This window comes from Rudaea sp., assembly GCF_047601565.1.
In the GTDB taxonomy this organism is placed as follows: domain Bacteria; phylum Pseudomonadota; class Gammaproteobacteria; order Xanthomonadales; family Rhodanobacteraceae; genus Rudaea.
The window spans coordinates 104857-122462 of sequence record NZ_JASGIY010000001.1 but is presented as its reverse complement, the minus strand read 5'-3'; the positions used below and the strand labels follow the sequence as shown (position 1 = coordinate 122462).

11 protein-coding genes and 1 pseudogene are annotated in these 17606 nt (G+C 62.6%); 5 read left to right on the top strand and 7 right to left on the bottom strand.

Going from position 1 to position 17606, the window contains the following annotated elements; all coding sequences use genetic code 11:
• Window positions 1-17 precede the first annotated feature (17 nt).
• Genes QM741_RS00495 through QM741_RS00475 form a run of 5 tightly spaced genes read right to left on the bottom strand, consistent with a single transcriptional unit; the run spans window position 18 to window position 8081 of the window.
• The gene (locus QM741_RS00495; protein WP_415205807.1) at window positions 18-1631 is read right to left on the bottom strand and encodes a type I restriction-modification system subunit M; all 1614 of its coding nucleotides are present in this window, start codon (window positions 1629-1631) and stop codon (window positions 18-20) included.
• On the bottom strand, window positions 1628-2728 hold the full coding sequence (locus QM741_RS00490; protein WP_415205806.1) for an AAA family ATPase: 1101 nt from the start codon (window positions 2726-2728) through the stop codon (window positions 1628-1630). The genes QM741_RS00495 and QM741_RS00490 overlap by 4 nt, the downstream gene beginning before the upstream one ends.
• Before the next feature lie 39 nt (window positions 2729-2767).
• A complete protein-coding gene (locus QM741_RS00485) occupies window positions 2768-3778 on the bottom strand; it encodes a virulence RhuM family protein (protein WP_415205805.1) in 1011 nt (336 codons plus the stop codon).
• A complete protein-coding gene (locus QM741_RS00480) occupies window positions 3775-5070 on the bottom strand; it encodes a restriction endonuclease subunit S (RefSeq protein WP_415205804.1) in 1296 nt (431 codons plus the stop codon). Before QM741_RS00480 ends, QM741_RS00485 begins: the two co-directional genes overlap by 4 nt.
• Window positions 5071-5072: 2 nt before the next feature.
• Window positions 5073-8081, bottom strand: coding sequence for a type I restriction endonuclease subunit R (locus QM741_RS00475; RefSeq protein WP_415205803.1), 3009 nt, complete (start codon window positions 8079-8081; stop codon window positions 5073-5075).
• Window positions 8082-8492: 411 nt separating this feature from the next.
• Here QM741_RS00475 and QM741_RS00470 point away from each other — a divergent pair, with 411 nt between their 5' ends.
• A complete protein-coding gene (locus QM741_RS00470; RefSeq protein ID WP_415205802.1) occupies window positions 8493-9266 on the top strand; it encodes a DUF4440 domain-containing protein in 774 nt (257 codons plus the stop codon).
• Between the two features lie 190 nt (window positions 9267-9456).
• Here the strand turns inward: QM741_RS00470 and QM741_RS00465 are convergent, their stop codons facing one another.
• Entirely contained in the window at window positions 9457-10839 is a 1383-nt protein-coding gene (locus QM741_RS00465) for an alpha-L-fucosidase (protein ID WP_415205801.1), read from the bottom strand.
• Complete coding sequence (locus tag QM741_RS00460; RefSeq protein WP_415205800.1) at window positions 10836-12287, bottom strand: alpha-L-fucosidase; 1452 nt, start codon at window positions 12285-12287, stop codon at window positions 10836-10838. Before QM741_RS00460 ends, QM741_RS00465 begins: the two co-directional genes overlap by 4 nt.
• A 238-nt stretch (window positions 12288-12525) precedes the next feature.
• Between QM741_RS00460 and QM741_RS00455 the strand changes: the two genes are divergently transcribed.
• The 4 genes and pseudogenes from QM741_RS00455 to QM741_RS00440 form a co-directional block, all read left to right on the top strand.
• Window positions 12526-13251, top strand: coding sequence for a copper homeostasis protein CutC (locus QM741_RS00455; protein ID WP_415205799.1), 726 nt, complete (start codon window positions 12526-12528; stop codon window positions 13249-13251).
• A 43-nt stretch (window positions 13252-13294) separates the two neighbouring features.
• A complete protein-coding gene (locus QM741_RS00450) occupies window positions 13295-15766 on the top strand; it encodes a GH92 family glycosyl hydrolase (RefSeq protein WP_415205798.1) in 2472 nt (823 codons plus the stop codon).
• Complete coding sequence (locus QM741_RS00445) at window positions 15763-16806, top strand: LacI family DNA-binding transcriptional regulator (protein ID WP_415205797.1); 1044 nt, start codon at window positions 15763-15765, stop codon at window positions 16804-16806. Before QM741_RS00450 ends, QM741_RS00445 begins: the two co-directional genes overlap by 4 nt.
• A gap of 2 nt (window positions 16807-16808) precedes the next feature.
• Window positions 16809-17595, top strand: a pseudogene (locus QM741_RS00440) (carbohydrate kinase family protein); the annotation flags it as partial.
• Window positions 17596-17606: the final 11 nt, after the last annotated feature.

The following is a 17606-nucleotide window of genomic DNA, read 5'->3' as shown; positions in this document are numbered from 1 at the left end:
CGAACGAATCGCCGATCTCAAGGCAAAGGACTCAGCTCCAACTCCATGAGAAAAGCGTTGTGGCGCTCCTTCGCACCAGCGATCTCCAATTCGATCGCCGCCAAGTCGGCGTGCACGGCCTTGAGGTCGATCTCCTGCTCGGACTCCGCGGTGCTGACATAGCGCGAGATATTGAGGTTGTAGTCGTTGTCGACTATTTCCCGCATCGGCACGCGGCGTGAATAGCGCTCCTGCTCCGTTCGATTCCGGTAAGTCGAGACAATCCGCTCGATGTGTTCGTCGCTCAGCTGGTTCTGGCGCTTGCCCTTGGTGAAATGCTCGGCGGCGTTGATGAACAGCACGTCGTCGGGCTTCTTGCACTTCTTCAGCACCAGAATGCACACAGGGATGCCGGTGGAATAGAACAGGTTGGCCGGCAGGCCGATCACGGTGTCGATGTGGCCGTCGCTGAGCAGCTTGGTGCGGATGTCCGCCTCCTTGCCGCCGCGGAACAGCACGCCGTGCGGAAGGATGATCGCCATCACGCCGTCGTCCTTGAGGTAATGCAGGCCGTGCAGCAGGAAGGCGAAATCGGCGGCGCTTTTCGGCGCCACGCCGTGATTCTTGAAGCGCGCGTCCTGACTCGCTTCATCCTTCGGCTCCCAGCGGTAGCTGAAAGGTGGATTGGCGACCACGGCGTCGAATTGCGGCTTCTTCGCCGGGTTGGTTTCGCGCAGCCAGTCCCAATCGTTCTTCAGCGTGTCGCCGTGGAAAATTTCGAACTCGGTGTCCTTCACCCCGTGCAGCAGCATGTTCATGCGCGCGAGGTTGTAGGTGGTGACGTTGTATTCCTGCCCGAAAATCTTGCCGATGCTGCCGCCATTTTCCTTGATGCGGTGACGGATGTTGAGCAGCAGCGAACCCGAACCGCAGGCGAAATCGAACACGCCGTCCAGCTTGCTGCGCGGGCCGGTGGCGGGCTCCTGACTGTCCAACGTGACGATCGCGGAGAGAATGTTCGAAATCTGCTGCGGCGTGTAGAACTCGCCGGCCTTCTTGCCGGAGCCGGCGGCGAACTGGCCGATCAGGTATTCGTAGGCGTCGCCCAACGTGTCGGTGTCGGTGGAAAACAGCGCCATGCCCCGCGCGATTTCACTGATGATCGAACACAGCTTGGCATTGCGGTCGGCGTACTTGCGCCCCAGCTTGTCCGAAGCAAGATTGATCTCCGAGAACAAGCCCTGGAATTGGCTTTCGAACGACTCTTCCTCGATGTACTTGAAGCCTTTCTGCAGGGTATTCAGCAGATCGTCGTTCTGCTCCTTCGCCAGTTGGACAATGTTGCCCCACAAGTACTGTGGCTCGATGACGTAATGCACCTTGCGGCGCATCTGTTTCTCGAACTCGCCGACATCGTTCTCGTTCTCCTCGTACCACCGCTGCAACGGCGTGATCGCCTCGCCATCGATGATTTTCGGAAAATCCGCTCCCAGCTCCTTCTTCGCCGCCGCCTCGTAGTTGTCCGAGAGATAGCGCAGGAACAGGAACGACAGCATGTAGTCGCGGAAGTCGTCCGCGTTCATGCTGCCGCGCAGCTGGTCGGCAATGGCCCAGAGAGTTTTGCCGAGTTGTTTCTGGTCGTTCTCTGTCATTCGGCATCCGCCTGTTGGCTTTGATTGAACGGGTTGGGATTGAACGGAAAGGCCTTGCGGAAGTCATCGAGAATTGTGCGGAACAGCGCTTTGTTCTCTTCGAGCATTTCGATTGGCTCGTAAAGGGAATAATTGCCGTGGCTCATGATGTTGACCACCCGCGTATGCAGGGTCTTGTCTGCATCGTCGTCGCTCGGGCGCACACAGTCGCCGAAATTCGCATAGCCGTGAAAACTGGCCGTCTTCTCCATGATCGAACGCAGCATATTGAAGTGGTGCGTGTAAAGTTTTCCGCTTTTCTGCGCATCTTCCAGTTCGGACAAATTGGAAACATGCTGGAAGAACGGTGTGTTACCCGTGTCGCGAAGCACGAAGCCCGCACCTGCCACGTCCCGGCACAGCAGATACTTCTTCGCCTTCTTCTTGAGCTCATTCCCCAGCACGTTGAAGAACAGCGTGTAATGCGAGGAAATCACGGTTGGCGGCGTGTTGCTTCCGGCCTTCAGCAGCATCTGACCAAGATGATTGGCAACAGTGATGGCGTTGTGTTCATCCAACGATGAAATGGGATCGTCAATGTAGACATACTTCACCCACTTGTAGGCCTCAGCTTTGTCCAATACCAGCTGAAGGATGGCCAGGAAGAAACACCATATGAAGATGTTCTCCTCGCCGCGCGAGACTTTAATGTCCTCCACCGTCGTCGTGGTTCCGTTGCTCTCCACCTCTCGCGAGAAACTCACTTCCCAATCGATCGTATCAATGCGGAAATCGAAGTCGGCGTAACGACTCAGCAGCGGGCGGATGCGGTTGTCCATCTCCAGCTCAGCCAGCCCAGCGAAGAAGCGGGAGTCCCGATTGATCTTCAGCACGCGCTCGCGATCGTTGGCAAGATCGTTGTCCCACTGGAAAAGGTCTTCCGTGAATGCGTTGAAGTACAGAGTGTCGCGCTCGTCGCCTTGCTTGCCCAAGTCCTTGAACGCAGTTGAGAGTCGAGTCTTGCCCGTGCCGTTATAGGCATAGAGCAGGACAAACCTCTTCCTGTCCAATTCCTCGCGAAGGTGCTTCGCCAATGCAGAAAGATCAAGGAAGGTCACGACGCACCTCTTTGCCTGGCTGCTTCTGGTTAGCTCGTGTCATGGCTTCCGGCGCCCCTTGATCTTGCTTTCCAACATAGTCAATTCAGCCTCGTCCGCCGCATCAGCCGCCTGCGCTTCCTGCTGTTTGCGTTGCGTGTCGAAAGCGAGATAGCGCTCGGCGGTTTGCGTTTCCATCTGCGTGTGGCTGATGGAGCCAGCATTCGCCAGCAGGGGAAAGCCATTGGAACTGATGATCTGGCCCACATTTTCCATCCAGAACCGCATGGGGATTTTCTGCCGGTTCTTGGCTCGCAGCTCCGCGGTTTCCAGGAAGATCACCACCAGCCGATTGAGGGTGTCGATCTCGTCGATGCTCAGGTAATTCTTGGCGACCACGATGTCCTGCTTGCGCACCTGGCCGCCGCTCCATGCGCGCAGGCCGAAATGCGGGTCGTCGACGTTGGCGCGGGCCACGATGAGTTCCGCCGCGGTTTGCCGAGTCACCGCGTACAGCAGCAGGTTCTGCACGGTGGCGAAAAAAGTCTGCGTGGCGCGGTCGCTCTTGTCGTAGTCCACGCTCAGCGCGAACAGGTCGCGCACCTTCTGGTAGAAGCGCTTTTCCGACGCGCGGATGTCGCGGATGCGCGCCAGCATCTCGTCGAAGTAGTCGGCACGTCCGTCCGGGTTTTTCAGGCGCTCGTCATCCATGACGAAGCCCTTGAGCAGGTATTCCTTGAGCGCAGTGCTGGCCCAGCGGCGGAACTGCACGCCGCGCGGCGAGCGCACGCGATAGCCCACGGCGAGGATGGCGTCGAGGTTGTAGAGCATGACCGGGCGCCGCACCTCGCGGCCGCCTTCGGTTTGAACTGTCAAGGATTCCTTGACAGTTGCCCCCGCCTCCAACTCTTTGTCTTCAATTATGTTTTTCAGGTGCAGCGAGATGCTCTGCTTGCTGGTCTGGAACAACTCGGCCATTTCCAGCTGCGTCAGCCACACGGTCTGGCCGTCGGCGCGCAGCTGGATGCGGCTGGCGCCGTCTTCGCTGGTGTAGAGGATCAGCTCGCTCATGCGGCGACGTCTTCCGGCGACGGGAACAACTGCTGCATCAGGCCCTGCTTGTGGGTCTTGAAGGCGGCGAACTGGCGGGATTCGGCGGTGATTTGGACGTCGAGGAAAGAGAGACAGTCGGCGATGCGTTGTTGCTCGCGCTTGTCTACAGGAAAAGATGCGATTGTCCGCTTTGCATTCTCGATGGTGTATGTCCCAACCGTACCGATACCCGCCATCGTTGCGATCTGGCCCTGCACGTACTCCGACTCAAATAGTCGAAACAAGAAATCACCCGAAAGATCGACTTGGCCATTCTTCAGCCAAATAATGTTCCCGTCCTTGAAGTAGAACCGATCACCACTTTTAACCAGATATGGAATACCGATTGATCCGACACCTGTAACCAGTAGCTGGCCTTCATCAATCTCGCCCGTGAGCCTCGAGAATTCAGCGTAGAGAGCCTCACTGATAAAAAGGGGATTTATAGGCTCGCCCTTGCCAATCGCGACGAGCTCGCGGGCGCGATAGAAAGGAACTCCGGTTGTCACCCAATCGGATTCGTGAACACGCCTTGACGAGCCGATGACCATCAATTCACCGAGAGAACGCGTGATCCACTCCGGTGCGTCGCGGAACTCGGGGAAGCGGAGGCGGGGGCGGGTTTCGCCTTCGCGGGGGAAAAGCTGCTGCATCAGGCCGCGTTTGTGCGTCTTCAACGCTTCCACTTTTCGCGCCTGCGCGGCAATCACCTCGTCCAGCGACGTCAGGCAGTCGGCGATTTTTTGTTGCTCGGGGCGCGATGGGAAATAGACCGGCAGCGCCTTTATGATGTCTGCATTGAGATTCTGCACCCCACTCCCGGCAGCGTTATCAACAAAGTAGTTTTGGCTGCTGGGTGCCGAGATCGAATAATAGAGGAAATCTCTACCAGCCCTTTGGGCGATGCCGGTAATGGCAATCCAGCCATCGTGAATGCACGTCTTGATCTGAAGGATGTAGGGCCGACCGAAACTCATCGAGTTCGAGAGAATCAAGTCTCCAGGATTTACAACTCGCGTCTTACTCAGCGCTTCAGGCCGGACTTTCTCTGCCGTGTGAGTGACGTATTTGGCCTCCTTGTCCACATCGCCAATCTTAAGCCAGTTGAGGCCGTCTGCGGTATTCGTAAGGAAGCCATCAATCGGACGTGGCGAGCCTCCACGAACAACCTCCGACAAATCCCCCAAGATCGCGTTTTCCCACTCCGGTGCATTCCGAAACTCCGGAAACCGCAGCCTCGGCATCGCCCCCTTCGCGCCCTGCTTCGCCATCGTCATTCCTCGTACGCATTCAGCCCTGCGATCTCGCGCCCGCCGGCGCGCTTCTTCAGCAGCGGCAGCAGATCGCCCATCAGCGCGAGTTCCTTCTGCGCGCGCGCCTTCCAGCCGAGATCGAGCGGCGCGAGCAATTCGGTCAGCGCTTCGCCATCGAAAATGCGGCGCGCAAGAATCGCATCGACGAATGCCTGCAACGCGGCCACGCGCAGGCCGTGTTTCTCCGACAGCGCGGCCATTTCCTTCGCGGCCTTGTCGGCCTTGAACTTCGCATAGCCGGCGCGGATCGCGGCTTCGTCCAGCCCTTCGCCTGCCTTCAAACCGCGCACGTATTCGCTGATGTCATCGCGCTCGTCCATGAACTTGGCATCGCTGGCGATCAGGCCGATCAACTGCTCGCGGCTCATGCTGGCCTTGCCGGGCGTCTTCGCCGAGTAGTCGGCGATCAGCTTCATGATGTAGTCGTAGTCGATGGTGCTGGAGGCGAACAGCACGAATTCGAAATCGAGCTGGTCCACCGCCTCGTCTTTCTGGCCGGACGGCTTGTTCTGCTGCGCGCGCAGGCGCTGCGCGGTTTCCAGATACGCGCCGCGGAACGCGTTGTGCTCGTCGGGCGGCAGCACCTGCTCGATTTCCTGTTCCTGCTCGGGCGTGAGGTCGGTGTACTGGTCGAGCTGGGTCTTGAGTTTCTGCACCTGCTTGAAGTGCTCGACGAAAGCGGCGCGCGCGGCGTCGCCCTTGAGGTTGGCGATGTCGTCCGGCTTGCCGGTGAGGCCTTGCGACCGCATGAAGCTGTCGAGGTCGTCGCGCGCGGTTTTCAATTTCTCGATGACCACGGGCGCGGTGTCCACCAGCCAGATTTCGCGAGCCTTGTCGGCCTTGGCGCCGGAGAACAGCGCGATGGCGGCATCCACCTCTTTCTGCTGGCCGCGGAAGTCGAGGATGTTGCCGTAGGGCTTGGTGTCGTTGAGCACGCGGTTGGTGCGGCTGAACGCCTGGATCAGGCCGTGGTGCTTGAGGTTCTTGTCCACGTAGAGCGTATTGAGGTACTTACTGTCGAAGCCGGTGAGCAGCATGTCCACCACGATCACGATGTCGAGCTTCTCGCGACCCTTTTTCGGCAGGTCGGCATTCGGGAATTGCTGGTCCTTGATGCGCTGCTGCACGTCCTGGTAGTAGGCGTCGAATTCCTCAACGCGGTGATTGGTGCCGAAGCGCGCATTGTAGTCAGTAATGATTTCCTTGAGCGCTGCCTTCTTCTTCTCGGGCTCCTGCTTGTTGTCCTGCTGCTCCTGCGGCAGGTCTTCCTGCAATTGCTTCACATCGGCGCTGACGTCGGCCGGCGGCGAAAACACCGCGGCGATGTTGAGCGGCTGCCAGTCCGGATCGGTCTGCTGCTTCTGCGCCTGCGCTTCTTTGAAAAGCTCGAAGTATTCGATGGCGTCGTTTATGAACGCGGTGGCGAGGATGGCGTTGAAACGGCGCCCGCCGGTAGCGGCATCGTGCTTGGCGAGGATGGCCTCGACCACGGCGCGCTTGGCCAGCGTTTCGCCGGCCTTGGGCGCGTGCTTTCCGTCCGGTTTGTAGTAGTCGACATGGAAGCGCAGGACGTTCCTGTCTTCGATGGCGTGGGTGATGGTGTATTCGTGCAGGGATTGCTGGAACAGGTCTTCGGTGGTCTTGAGCGTCTGCTCGTCGCCCTCGATGCGCTTGGTGCTGGCGTTCTGCTCGAAGATCGGCGTGCCGGTGAAACCGAACAGTTGTGCCTTGGGGAAGAAATCCTTGATGGCCTGATGGTTCTCGCCGAACTGCGAGCGGTGGCATTCGTCGAAGATGAAGACGATGCGCTTGTCGCGCAGCGCTTCGAGCTGCTCGGCGTGACTTGCCTGGCCGCGCCTCTCGCGACTCTTGTTGCGCTTGCTGGTTTCATCCAGCGCCAGGCCGAGTTTCTGGATGGTGCAGACGATGACCTTGTCGGCCGCGTCGTCCGAGAGCATGCGGCGCACCAGCGTGCCGGTGTTGGTGTTTTCCTCGACGCAGCCTTCCTGAAAGCGGTTGAATTCCTCGCGGGTCTGCCGATCGAGGTCCTTGCGATCGACCACGAACAGGCACTTCTCGATGGCCGGATTGGCCTTGAGCAGCGTGGATGCCTTGAAGCTGGTGAGCGTCTTGCCGCTGCCGGTGGTGTGCCAGACGTAGCCGTTGCCGAGGTTCTTGTCGATGCACTCGACGATGTTCTTGACCGCGTAAATCTGGTACGGCCGCATCATCAACAATTTCTGCTCGCTGGCCACCAGCACCATGTAGCGGCTGATCATCTGCCCGAGCGTGCACTTGGCGAGGAATGCGTCGGCGAAGGCGTGGATGCCCTTGATCTTGGTGTTGTCCGGGGTGGCGTATTCGTAGATCGGCAGAAACCGCTCGTCCGCATTGAATGCGAAGTGGCGCGCGTTGTTGTTGGCGAAGTAATAAGTCGAGTCGCGGTTGCTGACCACGAACAACTGGATGAAGCACAGCAGCGTGCGGCTGTAGCCGTTGCCGGCGTCGTTCTTGTATTCGACGATCTGCTCGATCGCGCGGCGCGGATTGATGCCCAGTGTCTTCAGCTCGATCTGCACCGCGGGCACGCCGTTGATGAGCAGGATAACGTCATAGCGGTGGTGGCTGTAGTCGGTGTTGACACGCAACTGACTGGCGACCTCGAAGGTGTTCTTGCACCAGTCGCCGATGTTGACCAGCGTGTAGTTCAGCGGCGTGCCGTCGTCGCGGGTGAAGGCGTTGCGGTTGCGCAGGGTATGGGCGGCGGTGAACACGTCCGGCGTGACGATTTCTTCCAGCAGGCGCTGGAATTCGGCATCGGTCAGGGTGACGCGGTTCAGCTCCTGAAACTTCTCGCGGAAATTGCGTTCGAGTGCCGCGCGGTCGCGGATGTCCGGGCGCAGCGTGTACTTGAGCTCGCCGAGCTTTTCGATCAGCTCCTGCTCGATGGTGCTTTCCCTGACTTGCATGAGACCTCGCTTTCGGAGAGTTGACTAGCCACGCATGGGGTTCGACGAATGGTTTGAAAGTTTACTGCTTACGCCACCACGTCACGACCGGCCGGAAGGAGGTGGCGCCCCCGAAAAGTCGATCCAGTGAGCCAAGCTGAACCCGCAATCGGGTGGCTCATTTTCGAACGGAAAATCCGGTTCACTTTTGCGTGGAAATCAACACGCCACGTGTTTTTCCGCCATTAGGCGGACTGCTTCGCGCCGCGAGCAGCAGCCGGTCCCGGCGATGTGTTTGTTGAGGCGCTTCGAGACGGGTTTCGTCGGCGCGGATTCGGTTTCGTCGGAAATCATGCGTGAAATAGGTGCCGGAGCCATGCGCGAAGTATAGGATGCTGCGGTGATCGATGACGCAAACAGGAGCCCGCCGCCATGAAAACCGTTTCTGCCTTTTTCCTGTCGTTGCTCCTCGCGTCGAGCGTGCGTGCCAACCCGCCCGCAGGCGATGTCGAAACGGCGGTGCGCGCCGCGGACGAGGCATTCTGGAAAACCTACAACACCTGCGACCTCGCCACGACCGGCGACTACTTCACCGCCGACGTCGAGTTCTATCACGACAAGGGCGGATTGACGAAATCGCGCGCGGCGCTGGTCGAATCGATCAGGAAGAACATCTGTGGCAACCCGGACCAGCGCGTGCGCCGCGAGGCGGTCGCTGACTCGGTGAAGTTCTATCCGATGGCCGGCAATCGCGCGCTGCTGGTCGGCGATCACCGCTTCTACGTTACCGAACCGGGCAAGCCCGAATACCTGACCGGACAGGCCAAATTCGACGATCTGTGGGAATACGTCGACGGCCGCTGGCGCATGAGCCGCGTGTTCAGCTACTCGCACGGCGGCGTGGCGTACGTGCCGCCCGCCGCGATCGAACTGTCAGCGGCGGCACTGTCGAGGCTGGCCGGCCGCTACACGAACAGGCAAGGCGCGGACTTCGACGTAGCCGTCGACGGATCGCACCTCAAGCTGACTTCGGATTCGTTCACGCTCGCGATCTTCGCCCTGTCACCGACGCAGTTCTTCGCCAGGGAACGCGACCTGCGCTTCGAGTTCTCGGCGCCGAAAGGCGGGGCGGTCGATCGCATCTTCGTGCGCGAGAACGGCAACATGGTCGACGAGGTAACGCGCAAACCGGATGCCTTGAAATAGGTCTCTACTCATGCGCCAACTGTGCTCAAGGCATTTTCGATTTTTCAGTCACAAAAAGCGCCCCCTTCAGTCGCTTCGCGACAGCTTGCACTCGCCACATTCCTGTGGCTCGCCCTTCGGGCAGCGCGGGGGAGGGTGGTGGCATCCGGAGGGGCGCGCTTTGGGTATTAAGGCTTGATTTGAAAATGCTCTAGCTTGCATCGCCCGGATACGCCGCGATGCGTAGCGGCAGCGGCGACGCGATCGCATCGGTGATCGTCACGCGCAGCCTGCGCAGCATCGTCGGCGCGATGCGGTCGAGTTTGCAGGCACCGATCGTTTCGCCTCGCATGAGTTCCGTCCAGCCGCCGTCGGTCGCGCCGTGCAAGACGTATTTCGATACGCGCTGGCCACGCACGATGTCTTCGGCGAGGCGCACGATGCCGATGCGCACGGCCGCACCCAGATCGATTTCGGCGACCGCGCTGTGCTCGCCCGTTTTCTTCCACGCGACCTTTTTGCCCGCCGCGAGATCGCGCGCGAACAACGCATCGCGCGCAACGCGCCACTCGCGCAAGCGCGCGACATCATTCGCATGGAACAGGCCTTCGCGCGTCGGCGGCACGTTGAGCAACAGTTTCGAATTGTGCCCGACCGAGTTGAACCAGATTTCGTTCAACGCTTCGACGCTCTTCAGCTTGTCGTCCTCGGCCGCGTGATGGAACCAGCCCGGGCGGATCGACACGTCGGCCTCGGCCGGTCGCCAGGCACGGCCCGCGGGATCGCCATGCAGCAGCGCGTTCGTCACCGCCGGGCTGTCCGCGCCCGGATACGGCACTGCGACGGGATCGACCGTCGACCAGTTCGGATAACCGGCCATGCCTTTCTCGTTGCCGCACCAGCGCACATCGGGGCCGGCGTCGGAGAACATCACCGCATTCGGCTGCAGCCTGCGCACGAGCGCATGGATGCGCGGCCAGTCGTAGGTCTGGCGCTTGCCGTTCGGGCCTTCGCCGTTGGCGCCGTCGAACCACATCTCGTGGATGTCGCCGTAGCGCGTCAGCAGTTCGGTCAACTGCTCGCAGTAGAAATCGTTGTAGTGATCGCCGCCGTAGGCCGGCGAGTTGCGGTCCCACGGCGAGCAGTACAGGCCGACGCGCAGGTTCTCCGCACGGCAGGCGGCGGCGAACTCGCGCACGACGTCGCCCTTGCCGCCGCGCCACGGACTGCTTTCGACCGAGTGCTTCGTGGTTTTCGTCGGGAACAGGCAGAAGCCGTCGTGATGCTTTGCTGTCAGGACCATCGCGTGCGCGCCGGCTTCGCGCGCGCTGCGCGCCCACTGGCGCGCATCGAGCGCGGCCGGATTGAATATCGACGGGTCTTCGTTGCCGAGGCCCCATTCGCGATTGGTGAACGTGTTGACACCCAGATGCACGAACATCGCCAGTTCGTCGCGTTGCCAGAGCAACTGGCTCGGCGTCGGCCGTGGCAATGTCCTCGCCTCGTCCGCAAAGGCACGACGCTGCGGCAATGCGCCTGCGACAAGCGCGGCGCCGCTGCAGGCGAGGAAGTCGCGGCGGGAGATATTCTTCATTCCAGCACCTGCAGAAAATTGACGGCGGTGAATTCCAGATCGATATCTTCCGCGGCGTAGCTAGGTTTGGCCAAACGAATGCTCACCGGAATGGAACTCGATGCAGGAACATGAAACGGCTCGATGAGCCCCTTGGTCAGGGCTGCCCCATCGACTTCGTGGAATTCGTCTCCGACCGAAATTCGATAGCGCCGGCCCGGATCGGCCTTGAGGCCCTCGAAGCGCAGACCGAGCAGTTGCGCATGCGGCGAAGCGAAGGATGCCGATAACAACACCGTCGTCGGATACTGCGTCGTGTAGCCGTTGCGGAAGCCGAAGCTCGTGCCTGCGGACCAGTCGGCGCGCGCGATCCGTATCGATCCGTCCGCCGCAGCGGTGACGATTTTTTGCGGCGCTGCCGGCGCGCCGAGATCGAGCGCGTGCGGATGCGCGCGCAGCCACGCGCCGATGCTGCGCAGCACCTGTGCCTCGAACGGCACGATCGAGCCGTCGCCCATCGGCCCGATGTTGAGCAAGTAGTTGCCGCCGTGCGCACGCGCTTCGGTGAGGCCATGCACGAGTTCGCGCACCTTGCCGTCGGCGTCCTCGCGCTTTTGCCAGCTGCGATAGCCCCAGGTTTCGTGATAGATCGAGGCGGGAACCTCGAACGGCGGCTGCAGTCCCGGTGGCGGCGTCTCGTTGTCGCCGAGCGTGACGAAGTCGCCAACATTGTTCCAGATGCGCCCATTGATCGCCGCCTGCGGCTGCAGTTCGCGCACGATCGCGGCGAACTTGCGGCTCTGTCCGGGCGTCGGCGAGGACATGTCGAACCAGACTTCGGTGATCGGCCCGTAGTTCGTCATCAGCTCGCGCAGCTGCTGCTCGATCAACGGCTCCATCGAGGCCGGGATCGGATTGCCGTTGTCGGCATCGAACGCGTGCCCCGCATGCCAGTCGACCAGCGAGAAGTACACGCCGAAGCCGAGCCCGATCCTGCGGCACGCGGTCGACAGCAGCTTGAGCGGATCCTTGCCGAACGGCGTGCGCTTGACGATGTTGTAGTCGGTCGACTTCGTGTCGAACATCGCGAAGCCGTCGTGATGCTTGCTGGTGACGAGGATGTAGCGCGCGCCGGCCTCCTTCGCCAGCGCGCAGATCGCGTCGGCGTCGAACTCCACCGCGGTGAATCGCTTTGCCACTTCGGCGTAGTCCGCGGGCGATATCTTCGCGAAGCTCTGGATCTGCTCGGAGTAGCCCTTCGTCACCGGCTTGCCCTGCCAGACGCCACCGAGCTCGGAGTACAGGCCCCAGTGGACGAACATGCCGAAACCAAGCTTGCGCCACGCCGCGATGTGCGGCACGAGCGCGGGGCTCCCCGGATTGGCATCGGTCGAAAGCGGAATTTTTTCCGCGGCGCCAGCCGATGCGGCCAGCAAGAGAACGAGGATCGGCAACGAGATCAGGCGCACGGCGGCTCCATGGATGAACGGGTCATCGTTTCGGATCGACCACAATGATCCTACGGCGTGAATGGTGCAATGCAGTGTTTACCCGCATCGCGAAAATGGTAAAGTCGCCGCGCTCTTTGGATCGATCCAAATACAGGGATAACCCATTTCCGCAAAAGATGCACGCCGCACTACGGCATCCGCCCGCGGCGATGCCCCGGCCCGGCCGTCTCCCGACTCACGCACACCATTCACGAACATGCCCTTGCTCGAAATCGCCGCCGCCTCGATCGCCTCCGCACTTGCCGCACAGGAAGGCGGCGCCGACCGCATCGAACTCTGCGCCAACTTGCACGAAGGCGGCACGACGCCATCGCACGGCACGCTGGTCGAGTCGCGCAGGCGGCTGCGCATTCCGATCCACGTGCTGGTGCGCCCGCGCGGTGGCGATTTTCTTTACGACGAGGCTGAGATCCACGCCATGATCGGCGACATCGAGGATTGCGCGCGCAGCGGCGCCGACGGCGTCGTCATCGGCGCGCTCGATGCGGACGGCAATGTCGATGTCGCACTGTGCCGGCGCCTCGTCGCGGCGGCGGGCAAGCTCGACGTCACCTTCCATCGCGCGTTCGATGCGGCGCGCGATCCGGGCGCGGCGCTCGAAGACATCATCGCGCTCGGCTGCGCGCGCGTGCTCACCTCTGGCGCGGCGGCGAGTGTGGTTCTCGGCGCCGAAGCGATCGCAGGATACGTGCGCAAGGCGAACGGCCGCATCGCGATCATGGCCGGCGGCGGCGTCAACGCCGACAACGTGCGCGGGCTCGTCGCGCGAACGGGCGTGGCCGAATGCCATTCCTCGGCGGGTGCCGTGCGCCGCTCGGGCATGCACCTGCGTCGCGAAAACCTGCCGGGGCTCGAACCGGATTTCGTGCAGACCGACGTCGCGCGCGTGCGCGCGCTCGTCGCGGCGCTGCGCGGCTCCTGAGCCGGACACGACAAAACAAAGCGAAAGCGAGAAGGAACGTTTCGTGAAAGCAAGCCGGATATTCGTCGCCACCCTGTTCGCCGCCGCATCGTGCACGGCCGCCGTCGCTGCGCAGACGGACCCGATCGCCGAGGTCAATACCTTCATCGGCACCCAGGACGAGGGCAACACGTTCCCCGGCGCATCCGCGCCGTTCGGCATGATCCAGGTCAGCCCGATCGGTTCGCACTACGCGGGCTGGCAATACACCGACACGAAGATTCGCGGCTTCGGCCATGCGTTCCTCTCGGGCGCGGGCTGCTTCGAACAGGGCGGACTCGTCTCGGTGCTGCCCATGACCGGCGATATCGGCGCAGGCGGAAAATTCAAGTTCGATACCCTCAATGCCGAGACGTTCGACGAGGCGCACTATGCCTCCGCCTACGAACACAAAGGTGAAATCGGCCAGCCCGGTTATTACAAGGTACGTTTGATCGATTACGGTGGCATCATCGCGGAAACGAGCGCGCTGACGCGCGTCGGCGCCGAGCGCTACACCTTCGCCCACGGCGCGCAGGCGAAAATTCTCGTCAACGTCGGTCAGGCGACGACGTTCCACGACAGCGTGCGTCATCGCATCTTCCACAGCAACGCGCGCATCGTCGATGAGCGCACGCTGGAAGGCTCGATCGAGGCGCTCGGCTTCTGCGGCGGCAGTCTCTACACGACGTATTTCCGCATCGAGTCCGATCGCCCGTTCAAGACTTGGGGCACCTGGAGCAAGCTTCGCGCATCGCCGGGTTCGAAAGAATCGAGCGCGGCCGAGTCGCCGAACGGCGCCTGGTTCGCGTTCGACCTGAAGGACGGTGAAGCCGTGACCCTGCGCAGCGCGATTTCCTACGTCGACGCCGACGGCGCGCGCGCCAATCTGCGCAGCGAGGGCTATGCCGACGGCAGGCCGCTCGGATTCGACGCGATCCGGCAGCGCGCGCAGGAAGCGTGGCGCAAGGAACTATCGAGCGTGCGCGTGCGCGGCGGCACGCCGGAGGACCGCATCGTCTTCACCACTTCGCTGTACCACGTACTGTTGCAGCCACTGACCGGCAGCGATGCCGACGGCCGCTACCGCGGCTGGGGCGACGCGATCCACACAGCCGAAGGCTGGACCTACTACCAGTACTTCTCGCTCTGGGACACCCATCGCGCGCAGAACCAGATGCTCGCGATGCTGCGCCCGCAACGCGCGCGCGACATCGCGCGCACGATCGTCACCATGGCCGAGCAAGGCGGCTGGCTGCCGAAGTGGGCGTACGCGACCACCGAAACGAACACGATGACCGGCGATCCGGTCACGCCGTTCCTTGCCGACCTGTGGAAATACGGCGCCTTGTCCGGTGAGGAGGCGCAGCGCGCACTCGTTGCGCTCAAGCGCAACGCCGACGGCAAGCCGCCGAAGCAGTGGCGCGAGGAAGGCCGCGCCGGCAACGACAACTACATCGCGCACGGCTTCGTCGAATACGAAAAATTTTCGCAGACCAAGAAGACGATGGACGTGGACCAGGAACACGCCGCCTCCGCGACGTTCGAATACGCGCAGGCCGATTGTGCGCTTGCGCTGATGGCGCGCGGTCTCGGTGACAAGGCCGACGCGCAGCGTTGGTCGGCGCGCAGCGGCTACTGGCGCAGCTTGTGGAACGCTTCGCTCGTCGACGCCGGGCACGGTGGCTTCCAGGGTTTTCCGCAGCCGAAGTCGATCGACGGCTCGTGGTTTTCGCCGAAGGACAAACCTTATTCGCCCGCAAGCGAAGACGGTTTCCACGAAGGCACGGCCTGGCAGTACCAGTGGCTCGAACAGCAGGACGTGCCCGCGCTGGTCGAGGCAATGGGCGGCGCCGAACAGACGCATAGACGTCTGGACGTCTTTTTCGCGTTCGACAAACTGCTCGCCGATCCGCTTCATGCCGCGCGCAAGGAATGGGTCATGGGCGCCTACGACTACTACAACCAGTTCCGTTACAACCCGAACAACGAGCCCGACCTGCACAGCCCGTGGATGTACACGCTGACCGGCGCACCGTGGAAGACCGCGGTGGTGCTGCGCGCCGCGCAGACACTGTTCACCGACGGCCCGAACGGCGTCACCGGCAACGACGACCTCGGCACGATGTCGGCGTGGTACCTGTTCAGCGCGCTCGGCATCTATCCCGGCATGCCGGGCACGGGCTGGATCCTGCTGCACGCGCCGCGCTTCGAGCATGCCGAGCTCGACCTCGCCGACGGCAAGACGCTGGTGATCGACGCCCCCGGCGCAGACGGCAGCAAGCTGCAGTACATCGAGGGCGCGCAGATCAATGGTCGTGCGCAGGCGAAAGTATTCACTGACTGGGACACGCTGCGCCAAAGCGCGACGCTCCGCTACGCGCTCACCGGGAAGACGCCGGCGTGGGGCACGCATCCGGCCGATCTGCCGCCGGCGGCCTGCCCGAACGCTTCAGCCCAACGGCCCGCAGGCGCATCGTCACGAAGCGACGAATGAAGAAAACCGCCTCCCCAGCCAAATCCGTGCAGCGCACGCCGACGGTCAGCGACATCGCCGCCGGCGCGGGCGTGTCGCGCGCGACGGTCTCGCTCGTGCTGCGCGAAAGCCCGCTCGTGCGCGCGGACACGCGCATGCGTGTGCAGGCCGAGCTGAAGAAACAGAACTATGTCTACAACCGTGGCGCGGCGAACCTGCGCCGGCGCACGTCCAGTGCGATCGCACTCGTGATCAACGATCTGTCAAATCCGTTCTTCGCCGAATTCGCCACCGGCGTCGATGAAGCGCTCGGTGCCAAGGGCTACGTCACCCTGCTCGGCAACACCGGCGAATCGCCGCAGCGCCAGCAGGCCGTGCTCGCCTCGCTGATGGAACACACGCCGGCGGGCCTGATCCTCTCGCCGGCCGAGCACAGCGACGCGGAACAACTGCGCCTCGTGCTCGGCGCGCATCTGCCCGTGCTCGTGTTCAACCGCAAGCTCGAAGGTGGCGACTGGGACTTCCTCGCCCTCGACAACGCGCGCGGCGCGGAGATGGCCACCGCGCATCTGATCGAGCGTGGCCATCGTCGCATCGCGTTCTACGGCGGCCACGCCGATTCGAGTTCGTGCCGGCAGCGCCGCGCCGGTTTCGAGAAGGCAATGCGTGCGGTCGGCCTGCGCGTGCGCAAGGAGTGGATGATCGAAACCGCGCCGAGCCGCATCGACTCCGCGGCGAACACGCCGGCACTGTTCAACGGCAAGGAACACCCGACCGCGGCAGTCTGCTACAACGATGCCGTCGCACTCGGCCTGATGCTGGGCCTCGCCGCGCGAGGCGTACAGCCCGGACGCGATTTCGCCCTGACCGGCTTCGACGACATTCCCGAGGCCGCGCTCGCCTCGCCGCCGTTGACCACGATCGCCACGCAGCCGCGCGAACGCGGGCGCCAGGCGGCAGAATTGTTGCTCAAGCAGCTCGGGCATGCCCGCGCCAAACCACAGCAGACCACGGTGTCTGCACAACTGCAGGTGCGCGAGAGCACCCCGCCTCCGGCATGAGCATGAGCGTACAACGTACCCGCATCGCCTGTTTCGGCGAAGCCTTGATCGACTTCCTCGCCAAGCCGGCGAGCGGCGCGGACGAACCGCGCGCCTTCCACCAGTTCGCCGGCGGCGCGCCCGCGAACGTCGCCGTCGCCGTGGCGCGGCTCGGCGGCGAGGCGCAGTTCGTCGGCATGTTCGGTGAGGACATGTTCGGCGACTTTCTCATCGACAGCCTGCATCGCGCCGGCGTCGGCACCGAGTACACGCGCGCACCGGAGCGGCGAACACCGCGCTCGCCTTCGTCGCGCTCGACGAACGCGGCGAACGGCATTTCCATTTCTATCGTCCGCCCGCGGCCGACCTGCTGTTCCGCCGCGAACACTTCCGCGATGCCTGCTTCGACGGTCTGGCGATTTTCCACGTCTGCTCGAACAGTCTGACCGAAGCGGAGATCGCCGAAGCCACAGTGCAGGGCATGCGGCTTGCGCACGCTTGCGGCGCGATCGTCAGTTGCGATCTCAACTGGCGGCCCGCGCTGTGGCATGCGCACATCGATCCACATCCGCGCCGCTCGCCGGCGCATCCGGGCAAGCCGTGCTCGACCGTCTCTGGCAGGGCCGCGCCAGTCTCGTGCTCGTCACCGACGGCGACGCGCCGCTGCGCTGGTTCGCACGCGCGGACCGCGGCAGCGTGCCGAGTTTCAAGGTGCGCGCGATCGACACGACCGCGGCCGGCGACGCCTTCGTCGGCGGACTGCTGTTCGAACTCGCGCGCCGCGGCGTCGATGCCGCCGGCCTTGCCGGTTTCCTGCGCGA